Source organism: Actinomyces sp., from assembly GCF_030524025.1.
Taxonomy (GTDB): domain Bacteria; phylum Actinomycetota; class Actinomycetes; order Actinomycetales; family Actinomycetaceae; genus Actinomyces.
In genome coordinates this window covers 1-14986 of sequence record NZ_JAUNHI010000043.1, presented here as the reverse complement: position 1 = coordinate 14986, position 14986 = coordinate 1, and the positions used below count along the sequence as shown (strand labels likewise).

Annotated in this window: 13 protein-coding genes, 1 tRNA gene and 1 pseudogene; 5 read left to right on the top strand and 10 right to left on the bottom strand. The window is 72.2% G+C overall.

The annotated features are described in order from the left end of the window. Positions 1-202: hypothetical protein (locus tag Q4C85_RS11255; RefSeq protein ID WP_303142149.1), on the bottom strand; the 202-nt coding region annotated here is incomplete at its 3' end. 188 nt (positions 203-390) lie between these two features. On the opposite strand from Q4C85_RS11255, the gene Q4C85_RS11250 reads away from it, so the two are divergent. Continuing rightward, positions 391-1092 carry a hypothetical protein gene (locus tag Q4C85_RS11250; protein ID WP_303142148.1) on the top strand — a complete coding sequence of 234 codons (702 nt, stop codon included), beginning with the start codon at positions 391-393 and terminating at the stop codon, positions 1090-1092. A 127-nt stretch (positions 1093-1219) separates the two neighbouring features. Here Q4C85_RS11250 and Q4C85_RS11245 read toward each other — a convergent pair. Further along, positions 1220-1513: pseudogene (locus Q4C85_RS11245) on the bottom strand (ATP-binding cassette domain-containing protein); the annotation flags it as partial. Between Q4C85_RS11245 and Q4C85_RS11240 the strand changes: the two are divergent. After that, on the top strand, positions 1481-1747 hold the full coding sequence (locus Q4C85_RS11240; protein ID WP_303142146.1) for a hypothetical protein: 267 nt from the start codon (positions 1481-1483) through the stop codon (positions 1745-1747). The pseudogene Q4C85_RS11245 and the gene Q4C85_RS11240 sit on opposite strands and share 33 nt — an antisense overlap. A 211-nt stretch (positions 1748-1958) precedes the next feature. Here the strand turns inward: Q4C85_RS11240 and Q4C85_RS11235 are convergent, their stop codons facing one another. The 6 genes from Q4C85_RS11235 to glp form a co-directional block, all read right to left on the bottom strand. Beyond that, positions 1959-2528 (bottom strand): dihydrofolate reductase family protein, encoded by a 570-nt coding sequence (locus Q4C85_RS11235; RefSeq protein WP_303142145.1) that lies wholly within the window; start codon positions 2526-2528, stop codon positions 1959-1961. After that, positions 2525-3043 carry a TetR/AcrR family transcriptional regulator gene (locus Q4C85_RS11230; protein ID WP_303142144.1) on the bottom strand — a complete coding sequence of 173 codons (519 nt, stop codon included), beginning with the start codon at positions 3041-3043 and terminating at the stop codon, positions 2525-2527. Before Q4C85_RS11230 ends, Q4C85_RS11235 begins: the two co-directional genes overlap by 4 nt. A 275-nt stretch (positions 3044-3318) precedes the next feature. Beyond that, positions 3319-3391 (bottom strand) — tRNA-Ala (locus tag Q4C85_RS11225). A 76-nt stretch (positions 3392-3467) separates the two neighbouring features. Beyond that, the gene (locus tag Q4C85_RS11220) at positions 3468-4793 is read right to left on the bottom strand and encodes a hypothetical protein (protein ID WP_303142142.1); all 1326 of its coding nucleotides are present in this window, start codon (positions 4791-4793) and stop codon (positions 3468-3470) included. A gap of 118 nt (positions 4794-4911) precedes the next feature. After that, positions 4912-5598, bottom strand: coding sequence for a GNAT family N-acetyltransferase (locus tag Q4C85_RS11215; protein WP_303142140.1), 687 nt, complete (start codon positions 5596-5598; stop codon positions 4912-4914). A gap of 4 nt (positions 5599-5602) precedes the next feature. Next, positions 5603-6814 carry a gephyrin-like molybdotransferase Glp gene (gene glp, locus Q4C85_RS11210; protein ID WP_303142139.1) on the bottom strand — a complete coding sequence of 404 codons (1212 nt, stop codon included), beginning with the start codon at positions 6812-6814 and terminating at the stop codon, positions 5603-5605. Between the two features lie 335 nt (positions 6815-7149). Here glp and Q4C85_RS11205 point away from each other — a divergent pair, with 335 nt between their 5' ends. The 3 genes from Q4C85_RS11205 (at position 7150) to mscL (ending at position 9111) form a co-directional block, all read left to right on the top strand. After that, positions 7150-7806 (top strand): 5-formyltetrahydrofolate cyclo-ligase, encoded by a 657-nt coding sequence (locus tag Q4C85_RS11205; protein WP_303142137.1) that lies wholly within the window; start codon positions 7150-7152, stop codon positions 7804-7806. A gap of 107 nt (positions 7807-7913) precedes the next feature. Beyond that, a complete protein-coding gene (locus tag Q4C85_RS11200; protein WP_368501451.1) occupies positions 7914-8633 on the top strand; it encodes an SAF domain-containing protein in 720 nt (239 codons plus the stop codon). A 100-nt stretch (positions 8634-8733) separates the two neighbouring features. Beyond that, a complete protein-coding gene (mscL, locus tag Q4C85_RS11195; RefSeq protein ID WP_303142134.1) occupies positions 8734-9111 on the top strand; it encodes a large conductance mechanosensitive channel protein MscL in 378 nt (125 codons plus the stop codon). 223 nt (positions 9112-9334) lie between these two features. Here mscL and Q4C85_RS11190 read toward each other — a convergent pair whose 3' ends face one another. Both Q4C85_RS11190 and Q4C85_RS11185 read right to left on the bottom strand, forming a co-directional pair. Beyond that, entirely contained in the window at positions 9335-9616 is a 282-nt protein-coding gene (locus Q4C85_RS11190; protein WP_303142133.1) for a transcriptional regulator, read from the bottom strand. Then, positions 9613-13896: a DNA helicase gene (locus Q4C85_RS11185; protein ID WP_303142132.1), complete on the bottom strand. Its 4284-nt coding sequence runs from the start codon at positions 13894-13896 to the stop codon at positions 9613-9615. Before Q4C85_RS11185 ends, Q4C85_RS11190 begins: the two co-directional genes overlap by 4 nt. Positions 13897-14986: the final 1090 nt, after the last annotated feature.

The following is a 14986-nucleotide window of genomic DNA, read 5'->3' as shown; positions in this document are numbered from 1 at the left end:
CCAACATGGCATAAAAAACATGACACACTATCGAGTTCTCAAACAACACACCCAGGAAATCCGCCGCACGAGCACGTGTTGCGCTCGGCGAGGCTTTCAAGGCGACCGGACTAGGATAAGCAGGTTGATTTCTCTCGGTCAAGTTCCAGGCTTCGTGAGCCTGATCTCGACTTCCAGCCGTTCCGGTGGCGATGTCAGTCACCACCGGACCTGCGTTCCGTTTCCGGTCGGTCGGCCACCTGTTGGGTGTGACCCCGTGCAGGCAGCGGGGAGTAGGTTAGCCCGATCGTCGCCGTCCCAGTCAAGCGCATCGGCGGTGGTGCGCGTCACGGACAGGGTGGCGTTGGCAACGGCGGGCAGGAGGCGGCGGCCTCCTCGACCCCGGGAAGCGTGCGCCTCAGCACGGCCCAGGGCGCGCGGGGGGACCGCTTCGTCATCACCTACGCCGAGGGCACGAAGGCCGCCGAGGTCATTGAGGCGGCGCAGACCTATGGCACGGACATCGTCGACTCCCTGCCCAGCGAGGACCAGGAGGCGCTCAACGCGGCCGCTCAGGGGGCGTCGGTGACCATCGAGGCGGTGACCGCCCACGCCGGGGGCATCGCCTCGGTGGCGCTGAGCCAGGCGCTCACGCCCGAGCAGATCACCGAGTTCACCGCCGCCCTCGAGGGGGCCGACGGTGTCGAGGCGGTCGAGCCCGAGCTGCACATGACGACGGTGGCCGACTCCGACGAAAGCGTCTCGGATGACGAGCACTTCGACATGCAGTGGGACCTGACCGACCAGGCCTACGGGATCAACGCCACGAACGCCTGGTCGGATTCAACGGGTCGGGACGTGACCGTGGCGGTCATCGACACCGGCATCCTGCCCGACCACCCGGACCTGGCCGGCCAGGTCCTGCCCGGCTACGACTTCATCTCCGGCCCCTGGATGTCCCGTGACGAGGATGGCCGCGACGAGGACCCGACCGACATGGGCGACTACGCCACGGCCGCCGACTGCGGCGACGTTTACGAGGACCGGCGAGGCGTCCGTCATGGATCGTCGCCTGCCTGCCGCACCTGTCGGCGAGGTCTGGGTCGTGGGTGACGACGATGAGTGTGATGCCATGCTCGCGGTTGAGATCGAACAGCAGACCTTCGACGATCTGCCCGGTGTCGGTGTCGAGGTTTCCGGTGGGCTCATCGGCGAAGATCACCGCCGGGTTCGTGATGAGGGCGCGGGCGATGACCAGGCGCTGCTTCTGCCCGCCCGAGAGGGTCTCGGTGCCGTGGACGAGCACGGCGCCCGAGGTGGGGCGGTCCAGCGGCGCCATTGTGTGCATGAGCGTGGACTTGCCCGAACCGGACTTGCCGACGATCGCGAGCGACTCGCCCTGTGCGACGCTGAGATGGACTCCTGCCAGCGCGTTCAACGTGTTTTCGCCGCGACCGTAGCTGCGGGTGACGTTGCGGCACTCGATGACCGGGGCGCACTGGTGACGCTGCTGCACCTGTTCACCCTCGGCCATGACCCGGCCATTGGCCCGATCGCCCGCAAGAGCTTCCTGCGCATCTACACAATCCTGCGCGAGGAGGCGGGGTTCTCGGCGGACCGCGCAACGACCTTCCTGGCCACCGGGATGCTCGTCAGTACCATCTTCGGCCTGCAGCTCCAGTCCCAGGACCACCCCCTGGCCGCCGAGCTGCTCCAAGCCACCTTCCGCGAGAACACCGGTCTCATCACCGACCTCTTCGAGGGCTGACCAGGAAAAGGCTCGCCCGCAGGGTGCAGGCACCCATGGTCATTGCGCGCAGCCACCCACCAGCAATTAGCGTGCTGGGTGTTTTTCGGACGGTGTGTTGCTGCGTGTCAGGCTGCGTGCTTGGTCGCCACCTATCTTGAAGGCCTCGCCCCCTCCCACAACGCCACTACCGGCGCGTCGCCTGCCCACACCACCGCCCGGAAGAACCGAATTAAGCCGGAGTGACGTGGTATGTCGTGCCAACCATGCCGTTTTCAGTGGTGTGACTGCCGCGCAAGGTAAGGAGCACGTCGTCATCGAGCACGTCGAACAGGCGTCGTCCCCCGCCGATGAGCACCGGCGCCCAGGAGATAGTGATCTCATCGATCAGTCCAGCCCTGAGGAAGCTCTGAATCGCCTTTCCGCCGTCCACATAGACCTCGCGCGCTTGGCTCTCATTGAGGAAAGCGACCGCTTCGTTCAGGGTTCGGGCGACGGTGATGTGCTCAGTGTCGCGGGGAAGCGACGTGGACAGGACCACGACGGACTTGCCCGACCACATGTCCGGCCATTCATCAAAACCGATGACGGTGTCGTATGTGTTGCGACCCATGACGACGTGGTCGATGCCTGGAAAGAATGACTCCCAGTTCAGAGCATGGCGAGAACTATCAATTCGGGCATGATCGCGTCCAAGCGGAGGGTCGGTGAGCCAGTTGATGTCTCCATCGAGGCGGGCGATGTACCCATCGAGGCTGACGCCGATGAAGACTCGGCCTCTCCAAGCGCGTCGGTTTGTCATGTCCAGATCTCCCAGAGCGAATCGAGGGTCTCTTGTACAAAGTCAGTGTCTGAGGCAACTGCTTGTCGGAGCATGGCCCCGTTGAGCGCATCGAACAGCAAGATGGCTCCACGTCCTGGATCTGAGAGGCGCTTCAGCTCGCAAGCGCGGAGAAGTGTGGCCACGTATTCTTGTTCTCGCGCCCACCCCTCCTCCAGCAGCACGCGCAACTCATCGTCCATCAGGTCATCCACGAGCTGGATCAATCCCTGAGCCACCCCTCGTGCGCCCGCACGACCGAACCGACGATGAGCCCACTCGTCCAGCTCCTCGCGCGGAGGCACCTGCCCGAGCGGTCCCTTGGGGATGTCACGGAGCCAGCGCCTGCTGAGCGCCAGCAGGATCGCCTTGCGCGACCCGAACCGCTTGATCAGCCCAGCCGGGCTGAGCCCCGCGGCAGGTGAAACCTCCGCCAGCGTCCACGGACGCAGGCTCTGCCTGACACCGAGGGCACCCGCGATGCGGTCCAGCAGCACATCCTGATCGTCTCTCTGAGGTCGAGCCACATAGTTAGTGAATCGGCATTCACTAACTATGTCAAGGACTTCCGTGGCGGCCATGTGGCAGTGGGCAGCCGGCCAGTCCTTGAGGATCTCCTCGGAACGGGCCAGGACCATGTCCCGCAGCCAGGCCCTACGCTGACGACGCGACCTGCGCTCTTGGGGACACCGCCGTCGCCGCCCGCCCGCAACGAGGACAAGGCCCGAACCGGGCCATCGACGATGGCGGGGTTCGGACCTTGTGCCTGGGGTGGAGCTAGGGGGATTCGAACCCCCGACCTTCTCATTGCGAACGAGACGCGCTACCAACTGCGCCATAGCCCCAAGTGCGCGACGATCGTAGCACCGCGGGGACCGCGGCCCGCAAGTCGGGGGCCAGTGAGCCGCGACACCGCGGGGCTCACTCGCCCGCGGCCCGCCGACGCTCGAGCACGGCGTCGAGGTCGATCGGGTGGAAGACGGTCTCCTCCTGCCCAACGCCCTCGGTCGAGAAGGACCGCACCGCCGTCGGACGCGCCGGGACCGGCGCGGAGTCGAAGGGGGCGTCCTCGGCGAGCTCGATGACCCGCCGCGGGGCCCGGGCCGACAGCGTGTAGGTCGGCGCCGGCACGTGCACCGGCCGCCAGCCCTGCGGAGGCGTCAAGGGCGCCGACGGCGTCGAGGAGGCGGGCACATCCCCAGCGGCCCCACCCCCGCCCTGCGTCCGCTTGGCGGCGGCCGCCAGCGCCCGGACCGCACGCTCGACCTCACCGAGCTCGTCGAGCTCTTCGGGCGAGGCGGCCGACGGCGCGGCCTCGACGTCCTGCGCCGAAGCGGGGACGGCGGAGGACTCCGAACGGGGCTGTGCGCGCTTCTCGGCACCCTTCTCGGCGCGCTCCTCACCACGCGACCCGCCCCGCGACTCGGCGCGGCCCTTCCCAGCGGATCGAACAGGCGCCTCGGCACGCTCACCCGAACGGTCGGCCCCCGAGGCCGCCGGTGCGGGAGACTTGGCGGCCATCCGTCGACGGTCGGACTCGGCGGCCTCATCGCCCTCATCAGCGGACCGGCCGCTGCGCGACAGCCCCCGCTCAGAACGGAGCTCGGTCGCGCCCACGGCCTGCGACCACGGCCGGGCATCGGCCGAGGGCTCGCGCTGCCAGGGCTCACGCAGCTCCTGCGGCTCGACGCCGGTCAGTGCCGACAGCTCGTGCTCGAGCTCGGCGATCCGGCGACGCTCGCGCCGGTCCGCCGCCGAGGAGGCCACCGCGGCACGACGGCCCGCCACCATCGAGGCGCCCAGCAGCCCCGCCGGGACGAGCACCGACCACCAGGGCACCGCCGTCAACCAGACGACAACGACCATCCCCAGGGTCGCCCCGAGCAGCGTCGTCGCCACGGCAGCCCGGTGGGAGGCCGCGTCACGTCGACGCGCACGCGCCTGCTCGTGGGCTCGGCGGACGCGCAGCAGCTCGCGCTCGGCGCGCAGCGCACGCACGTTCCTCACGGCGGGCCGGTTCATGGCCTTCACCTCCGGTCGACGGCGGAAGATCGTCACGTGCCCACTGCTCTCACAGGCCTCGTCGGCGGCGAGAGCCCCTCCGGTGGCCAGGACCCGCAACCGCGCGGAGTAGCGGTCCTCGGCATTGGACAGGCTCATCACCTCACGGCGCCCGACCAGGAACGGCAGGAGGTACACGGTGAGAACCGCCGCAAGGGCCATGAGCGCCCAGATCTCGATTCCCACGCCGCAACCGTACGGGCGAGCCGCACCCTGGTTCCACAACGAGCGCGGCGTGTTGAGACACTGAAAGCAGCCTGGGAGAAAAGACAGAAATCACAACAACATCAAACGCAACAGTAATTCACATTCGTCTCATCAGTCCCAAACGTGTCACGAAGCCCGAGGTGGATGCCATCTCCTCGGCGACAACGGCGAAGGAGACGTGGTCGGCCCAGGCCCCGTCGACATGCATATAGGACCGCCGCAGGCCCTCCTCCCGCAAGCCCAGGCGCCGGCAGAGGGCCAGGCTGCGCGCGTTCTCCGGCCGGACGTTGATCTCGACGCGGTGCAGCCCGACCTCAGGGCCCAGCAGGTGGTCGAGGACCATCGCCACCGCCAGGCTCATCACGCCGCGCCCCTCCCAGTCCGAGCCGAGCCAGTAGCCCAGGCTCGCGCTGCACAGCGCGCCCCAGCTGATGGGTGCCACCGCCACCTGCCCCGCGAGCGCGCCGTCGACCTCGATGACCAGGGCCATCGACTCCCCCCTGCGGGCGGCGCGGCCCTGGTGGCGCACATAGGACCCGAAGCTGCGCAGCCCCTCGGGGCTGCCCGGCGGCAGCGTCGCCTCCCAGGGGGCCAGCCGGGTGTCCTCGGCCAGCCGCAGGCGCCGCCAGGGGTCCGCGTCGGAGCGGCGCACCGAGCGCACGACCACCCACTGGGCCCCCCGGGCCAGCCCGCGCGCCGCGACCCTCCTCTCCTCCAGGCGCAGGGGCCAGGCGAAACGGCCGCCCGCGCCCCAGGGCGCCGGCAGGACTCGTGGGAGCGGCACGGGATCAGGTGTCCAGGAGCAGACAGTGGAGCGTGTCCCCGGCCACGACTGTGTGGACGTCCTCGGGCACGACCGCGATCGCGTTGGCCTCGGCCAGGCCCAGCAGGCGGTTCGAACCGGGCTCCGTCGTCGGCTCGGCACTGTAGCCCCGCGCCGGGGAGCCCGACAGGCGGACCGGGACGAACTCGCGCTTGCCGGACGGGGAGTGCCACCCCGAGGCGATCGTGGCGGGCAGGGAGGTGCGGTGCAGGTTCTGCCAGCCGGCGACCTGCCGCAGGACGGGGCGCACGAAGGTCTCGAAGGCGATCTGGGCGCTGACCGGGTCCCCCGGCAGGCAGAAGATCGGGGTGTCCTCGACCGTGCCGACCCCCAGCTGGCGCCCCGGGTGCATGGCCACGGCGTCGAAGCGCACCGAGCCCAGCGGCGCCAGGACGTCCTTGACCGTGTCGCCCTGTCCCACGGACAGCCCGCCGGTGGTGATGAGCACGTCGGCGCGCACGAGCTGGTCCTCGATGGTCTCGGCCAGGGCGCGCAGCTCGTCGGAGACGGCGGCCACCCGGAAGGCCTGGCCGCCGGCGTCGCTGACCGCCGTGGCCAGGGCGTGCCCGTTGGCGTCGAAGACGTCGCCGGCGTCACGCGCCTGGCCGGGCTCGACCAGCTCGTTGCCGATCGAGACGATGACGACCCGCGGGGCGGGGTGGACGCGCACCCGGTTGCGCCCGATGCCCGCCAGGAGGGCGACCTGCCGCGCCGAGACCCGGGTGCCCTGCGGCATGACGGTCATGCCGGCCGAGACGTCCTCGGCGCGGCTGCGGACGTTGCCGCCCTTGAAGACCGGCTCGCGCACGACCACCCGGTTCTCACCGCGGTCGGTCGAGGTCCAGGGCACGACGGCGTCGGCACCCAGGGGCAGCGGGGCGCCGGAGTCGATGAGGATCGCGGTCCCGGGCACGAGGCGGGTGGGTCGCATGTCCCCGGCCCGCACCGCGTCGATGACCTCGAGGACCACCGGCTCCCCCGCACTGGCGCCCGCGACGTCGACGGCGGACACGGCGTAGCCGTCGAGCCCGGCCAGGTCGACCGCCGGCAGGTCGAGGCCGGCGACGACGTCTTCGGCCAGGACGCAGCCGACAGCGTCGGGCAGCATGACGTCCAGGGGCGCCGCGGCCTGGGCTATCTCGAGGCAGGCCGCAAGGTGCTCGGCGACGGTGCGCATGGGGTTCCTCCCTGTCTCACCCGGTGCTCCCGCCCGGCGTGTGCCGACCAGGCTACCCGCCCGCGCGAGTGCGGCGGCGGACCCTGCCCCCTGGCCCGTCGCCAGGCCCGCTGCCGAAGCCGCCGCCAGGCCTGCTACCGACGCTGTCGCCGGGCCCGCCACCAACCCCACCGCCTGCCGGCGGGCGCCGGCCGGGGTGGCGCGGCGCCATGCCGGGCCGGTGACGACACGCCCCTCCGGGGCCCTGGCCGCAAGGGGGAGAACGCCCCGCAGGAGCGCGGCGGGCCCGGCCAAAGGCGCCCCGCGGGCAGTGAGGACCTGGGAGGATGCCCTCCATGAGCACCGACCCTGTCAGCCGCCCCGCCGCACAGGAGAAGGAGATCGATGACGCGAAGGACGATCTGCGCCGGGCCGTGCGGCGGCGCCGTCGTCACAACCACCCCCACCCCGCCACCGGGCACAACGCCGCCTGCCGCGCCCTGACCGAGCACGCCCTCGAGGCCGTCGCGGGCGCCCGGTCGGTGGCCGCCTACGTGTCGGTGGGCGACGAGCCCTGCACCCGCCTGCTCCTCGACGAGCTCGAGGCGCGCGGCGTCGCGGTGCTGCTGCCCGTGCTCTGCCCGCAGCTGTCCCGCTCCTGGGGCTACTTCCGGGGGGCCGAGGACCTCGCCGAGCGCGCCCCCGGGCGGCCCCCGGAGCCCAGCGGCCCGACGATGGACCAGGGAGCCGTGGCCGCGGTCGACGCCCTCATCGTGCCCGCGCTCAGCGTCGACGGCGCCGGGCGCCGGATCGGCCAGGGCGGCGGCTGGTACGACCGGATGCTGCCGCTGCGCCGCGAAGGCGCCGTTGTCTTCGCGGCGATCCACCCCGAGGAGCTCGTCCCCGGCCCCCTGCCCACCGAGGCGCATGACGAGCCGGTCGACGCCGTCATCTCCTCCCAGGCCTGGTTCCTGCTCCGCGGCTCGCCGGCCGCCAGCCCCACGCGGCCCTGAGGCCCGCACGCCGGAGGTGCTCCACAGGCGGCGTTCGTGCAGGGCCCGTCCACAGATCTCGACCGGTCGGCGTGCGCCGGCCCCGGACTCCGGCCGACGCTGGGCCCATGGCCTCGACACCGGTGACAGACCCGCCCCCCGCCGACACCCCCGAGCGCCTCAGCAGCGCCGGGGCACGCGCACGTCCCGCCCGGCGGCGCCCCTCCCTCATCCTGTGGCGCCACCGCCATCTCGTCGTCGCCGTGTGCATGGGGGCGGCGGTCGTCCTCGTCCTGGCCGTCCTGCGCCCGCAGGCCCCGCCCGGCCGGGAGGCCCTCGTCGTGGCCAGGCCGGTCTCGGCCGGAGCCGTCCTCAGTCAGCACGACCTCGAGACCCGCCGGGTCCCCGTCGAGGCGTTGCCGCAGGGCGACCTGCCCGGTGAGGAGGTCATCGGCACCCGGGCCGCCATCGCCCTGGCCGAGGGGACCGTGCTGACGACGTCGATGACGAGCGCGGCACTGACGGTGGGTCTGTCCCCCACCGAACGCCTCGTCCAGGTGCCCATCGAAGTCGGCGCCGAGCTCGCCCAGCCCGGTGCCCGGGTCGATCTCATCGCCCAGGGAGGCGTCGCCGGCTCCTGGTCCCCCGGAGGCCCGGGCGCCGAGGACGCCGTCGTGTGCGCCGGCGCCCGCGTGGTCATGGTTCAGGTCAGCGACGACGAAGGCTGGGCCATGAGCGCATCCCGGACGAAAGTCACACTTGTCACCCTTGCCGTCCCCGCCGTGCACGCTACCCTAGTGGTCGGTGCGGCCACGAACGGGGCGCTCGGGCTTGTCCTGAGTCCCTGAACCCACGGCGCCCGGTCCCCCGGGACGAGCATGTCTCCGGGTTATTCACTTCCCACGACGAGGCAGATCCCTGCGCTCGCCCCCTAGGAAAGGCAGTCCCATGATCAAGGGATTCAAGGAGTTCATCGCTCAGGGCAACGCCCTCGAGCTCGCCGTCGCCGTCATCATCGGTGCAGCCTTCAAGCCGATCATCGACGCGGTCACCAAGGTGATCCTCGACGTCATCGGCCAGATCATCGGCTCGCCGAACTTCGACTCGATCGGTCAGTTCCGCATCAAGGAGACGGCCGACTACATCCAGCCCGGCACGATTCTCACCGCCGGCATCAACTTCCTCCTCGTCGCCCTGGCCGTCTACTTCTGCATCGTCATGCCGATGAACAAGCTGCGGGAGCGCGACCAGAAGGCCGAGGCCCCCGCCGAGCCCACCGACGTCGAGCTCCTCACCGAGATCCGCGACCTGCTCGCCAAGCGGTGACCTTTCGGGCATCCGCCCGGCCCCATTACCTCCCGACGCCCGTCGACCACCGGTCGGCGGGCGTCGTCGTGCCCGACCCAAGACGCTCCTGCGCCCGGCCGTGCCATATCTACCGATCTCGAGGTGTCATTAGTCCCGATCTCGGCGAGGAGGGGGATCCGGAGTCGGGCCGTCCAGTCCCCATCCCCCACCCCTGGTGCCCCGACCCCGTGGATTCAATCATCTAGGCCCAGTGGGGCGGGACCTCCCGCCGGAGGCGCTCGTCATTGGACCGCGTCTGCGTCCCGGCGCCCCCACTCGGGGCGTCGGGAGCCACCGAGTCGGGCCAGCTCGGGGCCTCCTGCGGATCAAGCTCCGGTCCGCTCAGGGCGTCGCGGGATCGACGGCGCCTGTCGAGCTCGGCGGTCTCGGGCAGCTCGCCGCGCGCAAGACGCTCGCGGTCCTGGGGCGAGTAGGCCACGGCACGACGGCGTCGGCGCGCCGAGACGCCGCCGGGGGCCGTCATCGCGTCCTGCGCACGGCGTTGGCGAGCACCGCGTCGATGCCCGCGCCGCGGCGGTGCAGCACGAGGGTCGATCGCAGCTCCTCGACCTCCTCGGCGGCGCTGCGGTCGACACCGTCGGTGCGGATCCAGGCGACGAGCTCGTCGAGCTGGTCATCGGAGTAGGCCTGCAGGGGCAGCCCCTGGGCGATCGGCGGGCGGGGGGCGCGCTCCCGGCCGGCGGCCGGCCGCGGCTGCTGGACGGGGTCGGGGGCGGCGACGTCCTCAACCCGCGCCGGCAGCGGGGCCACCGACGGGACGGCGACCGCCTGGGCCCTGGCGGTCAGCACGGCCAGCACGAGCTCCTCGATCTGGCTCGCCTCGGCCTCGGGGTCGACGAACACGCCGGCGGAGTAGGCCGTGTGCACCCGCCAGCCGCGACGCTGGAGGCGTTCGACCCAGTGGCGGTCGCGGCGGCGCAGGCTCGGCTCGGCCACGTACTGCTCGTCGTCGGTGAGCACGGCGACGAGCAGCTCCCCGGGGCAGTCGGGGTGGCCGATCGCCAGGGGGATCCGCGGACCCCCCTCGTGGCCGTAGCGCGGGACGACCACCAGGCCCCGGCGCCACAGGTGCTCGGCGAGGTCGACGAGCAGCCGGTCGGGCACCGACTCCTCATGGGACTCCGGCGTCCACGGGTCAGCCCCCGAGGCGCGCACGAGGACCTCGTGCAGCAGGCGGGCGCCCGGGGCGCGCAGGCGCTCGGGGTCGATGTCCTGGGGCCCCAGGCACGACACGATGCGCGTGCGGCCCCGGGAGGCGGCCAGCGCCTCGACCAGGGCGACCATCCCCCCGTCCTCCGAGACCGCTCCGAAGCTGTGGATCGTGCGCCCGTGAGGGGTCTTGGCGTAGCCCACCGAGATGATGACGTGGTCGCGGCGCAGGGAGCGCGCATCGGCCAGGTCGACCACGACGAAGGGCTCGGCGATACCGGCGGCGAAGAACTCCTCAAGGGCCGGGGACCCGGCCACCGCGGGGGCGATGGCACGGCGGATCTCGTCGGCGTGCCGGGTGTTGAGGGCGACGACGCCCAGGGTCTCCTCGGGCCGGCTCAGGGCGTGGTCGATGACCAGGTCGACGACCCGGTCGACCTCGGCGGGCACCGACTCGACGGCGGTCTGCCCCGGCGCGGGCATCCCCCGCCCCTCGAGCACCTCGAGGCTCATGCGGGTCTCCCCCGGCGGTGTGGGAATCGGCTCGACGACGCCCTCGTAGCCGTTGGCCGCCAGGAAGGCGGCGATATGCGGGTCGAGGTTGTTGCGTCCCGTGGGCAGGGTGACGCGCGGCAGCAGGGGACCGAGCTCGGCGGCCAGGCCACTGGAGGCACGGCGCGGGTCGCCCACGACGAGCACCTGCTCGGCGCGCACGAAGGCGGGCAGGACCTGGGCAACGGGCATATGCGCGCTGGCGTCCAGGACGGCCAGGTCGATGACCGCATCGGGTGCCAGGACCTGGGGCACGAGCGTGGGGGGCACGATCCACACCGGCTTGGCCACGAGGGCCACGGGATGGGCGGCAATGATCTCGCGCAGGGGCACCCCGTCCTCCCGGCTCAGGGCGATGTAGAGGGCCCGTGCCTCCGCCTTGTTCTTCTGGACGGCGGTGCGCACCCGGCGCGCGCAGGCCTGGGAGACCGGTCCGGGCAGGGAGTCGGACTGGGCGGCGTCCAGGTCGCGCAGGGAGGCCGACAGCTCCGAGAGGGCGGCGGCGTCCAGCCCTCCCATGTCGGCGTCCTCCCGCAGGACCTGCGAGAGCAGCGAGGACCACCAGCAGTAGGTCAGCTCGTCGTCGATCTGGTCCGCGCCCATGCGACGGCGGGCCAGGTCATCGACGAGGGCCGCCAGCCCCAGCTCGGTCAGCTCGTCCATGACGCGGTTGACCTCGGGGAGGTTCTGGGCGGTCTCGTCGTCGTCGGCCAGGGCCCGCACGAGCTCGTGGAGCTCGGTCAGGGGCATGGTGGCCAGGTCGGGGGTGTTGTCGGCCCTGCCCAGGACCGGCTGGAGCTCCTCGACGGCGCGGCGGGCGCGGGCGGCGGTGCGCTCCATGGCGTCCAGCCCCTGGGGCAGGCGCGGCCAGCCGCCGTCGGGGTCGTAGCGGCGCCACACCTCGCGATGGCGCTGGACCTTGACCAGCTCGCCGTGCAGGTCGGCGACCTCCCGGCCGGGACGCACGAGGTCCTTGGCCTGCTTGACGAAGCGCCTGCGGGTCGAGGCACCCATCTCGAGGCCGCGCTCCTCGCGCCACCGCTTGGTGGCCGTGGCGATGACCATGTCGGCCGCTGAGCGCTCGAAGACCTCGGGGACGAAGACGTCGAGGGAGTCGCGCACGCCGTCGAGCATCTCGAGCTGGACGCACCAATCCTCCAGGGTGACGGCCCGGGTGATGCCCGTGGAGTCGGTGACCTCGTCGGCATGGGCCTCGATGGTGGGCAGCAGCTCGTCGGCCAGGCGCACGAGGCGGGCGATCGTGTCGGTTGCCTCATCGATATCGGTGACGGTGATGCCCTTCCACGCCGAGGCCCCGGCCTCGGGGGTGAGCAGGCCCAGGGCGTGGGCGCGGTGGAGCAGCTCGCCGGCACGCTGCCGACCGGCCTCGTCGAGGCGCTCGAGGCGACCGGGCTCGACCCGTGCGGTCGTGCGTGCGCGCACCCGGCCCGAGGTCAGGTCCGCCAGCTCCTGGAGGGCGTCGTAGGCCGAGACCCCCCACGGCCGGCGTGGCTCGTGCAGCGCGGAGATGTAGCGCGCCAGGCGGGTGCGCACCGAGATGAGCAGCTCACGCATGTCCACAATCGCCGTGACGTCGAGGTCCACCGGGGCGGCGCCCAGAGCCTCCTTGATGCCCTCGGCGGCATGGCGGCGCCAGGCGGCGTCCTCGGTGAGGTCAAGGACCATGCCCCCCAGGCCCAGCTCCTCGAGGGCCTCGGCCACGGCGTGCCCGTCGGCGCTCGTGGCGGGCACGTGCAGAACGGTGCGTCCTGAGGCGGCGGCGTCCGCGGCGATGGCCGCCAGGGTGGCGGCGACCTCGGAGCCGGGCGGGGCGTCGAGCAGGAAGGAGGCGCCCGAGCCGACCGCCTCGATCGCGTCGAGCTGTGCGGGGTCGAGGTCACCGGCTCCCCGTTCGAGCTCCGGCGAGCGGTCCTGGCCCACGGGGTCCGGCAGGGTGACGTCGAGCGCCGCCCGGGCCGTGGGGTCACCGGCCAGGGCGGCCACGAGCGCCGAGGCCCGCGCCCGCTCGGCGGTGGCGTCGAAGTCCTCGACAAGGGCCTGGCCCGGGTGGACGAAGGCGCCGACGACGAGCTGCTCGTGCATCTCGAAGCCGGGCAGGTACTCCCGGCCCAAGGAGGCGATGCGGGCCAGCGCCGCCCGGGGGGTGAACCCCTGGGCGGTCAGCGAGGCCCGTGCCAGGGCCTCGACGTCGGCGGTCGAACCGTAGGCGCGCAGCGCCCGGGTCAGCACGGGGTTGACCTCGATGGAGGGGTCGAGGGTCAAGGTGGCGTCGGTGCTCGCGCTCGCCAGGCGCACCGGGCGCAGGAGCACCGGTGCGTTAACGGTGCGCACGACCCCGGGCGCGGCCGGCGGCACGGTGATGGGCAGCAGGCGGGCGGCGGCGCCTATCGAGGCGGCCGCCGCGGCCCGGGGCTCGGGCTCCTGGCCGGTGTCCTCGGGGCCGTGAGGGTCCAGGGCCTCCTCGGCGGCCTCGAGGGTACCCTGGGCGGGCACGGGCTCGGTGACCGCCGCCGGCTCCCCCAGCCTCCCGGGCACGTTGGAGGGCGTCTGCTCGGTCCACGTGGCCACACCGATGGCCAGGTAGACCGGGGCGACACCGAACTGGCGGGCAAGCAGGTCGGTGCGCCCCGCCACGGCCCGCAGGCCCTGGCGCGCGGCGCTCAGCGCCGAGCGCTCCCTGACCAGGGAGCTGAGGTGGGTGGGGCGCCCGGCGTAGAGCTGGGCCAGCCCCGAGGGGTGGGCGGCGGTGAGGTCGACGACCCCGTCGATGTGGGTGAAGGCGTCCAGGCTGGCCACGCCCCCCAGGTCGGCCAGCTCCTCGCGCCAAGACTCCAGGGCGGCATCAACCCTGGCGCTGCGCTCCTTGTCGGGCACCGGCACCCCGTCGCTGTCGAGAACGGGCTCCTCGATCGGCTCAACGGGTGGGGTCGGCTCACTGGGCGCGGCGACGCCACCGGTCTCCTTCGGCGACGGGCCTGCCTTGCGTCGGCTGCGGCCGAATGAGAACAGTGATGGCGTCATACACCACAACATAACGGCCCCGACGCAGGTCCTGGCGCCGACACGCACCCCGGGGGGCCCGCGGCGAACACCCGGGGCCCCGCGAGATCGGGACATATGACACCTCGAGATCGGTAGAAATGGCACGGCCGGACGCAGGGCCGTCCTGGGTGGGTGCTGGGTGTCGGGCCAGGGCCCGGGGCTCGGGGCGCAGGAGCGTCCTGGATGACTGATTCCAAGGGGGTCGACGGTTGTGTGCGGTCGGTGAGCGGCTGATGGAGGTGCCGACGGGGCCTGGCGGCCTGTCGCAAGGGACCTCGTCATCGTCGCTGGTGGGTGACGCCGGGGCCCGGTCAGTGAGTCCGGGCCCGGGTAAGTCATTCCGGGGCTCGGTCGGTGGGTCCGGGGATCTGCGGTGATTCCGGGGGTGTCTGCCCCGGAATCACCGCAAAGCCCCGCTTTGACCGACCCAGCCCCGGACTCAGGTCCCCGGCCCCGGACTCAGGTCCCCGGCCCCGGACTCACGCCGCCGGCACCAGACCCACACGCTCAACCCACCTCACCCCGCCCCTGGGAATCACCCATCCAGCGCCTGGCGCCACAGGCCAAGGGCGGCGGCGGCTCCCGAGTGACCTGCGGTCCATGGTGGACTCGCAGGCGTGGGCGGGGACGTGCGGGAAGGCGCGGTGGCCAGCCCGGACGGCCACCACCCTCACCGGCCGAAGAATCTGGCGGAATCCCGCGACTCACCCTCAGAACACCCCACCGACCACGCCACTTGAATGTGCATCACCCAGCACGGGGGCGCGAATCGCCCCCTCCCCAGCGGCCGGGCACCAGCCACAGCGCACCCTCAGCACCGGTCAAGCCGACCCACCCCACCCCGGCACCAGAGCACCGCACTGGCCCGCGTGACCGACCAGGCGCCCCCTCCCCCGGTGCCCGCCCCCGCCGGCCACCACGAGCATGCCCCCGGGGCCGGTGGCCGCCCCCAGGCACGGCCAGACCACGCACCCGGCCACGTCATATCTCCCGATCTCGAGGTGCCATAAGTCCCGATCTCGAGGTGCCATCTCTCCCGATCTCGGCGAGGAGGAGGGTCCCGGCCAGT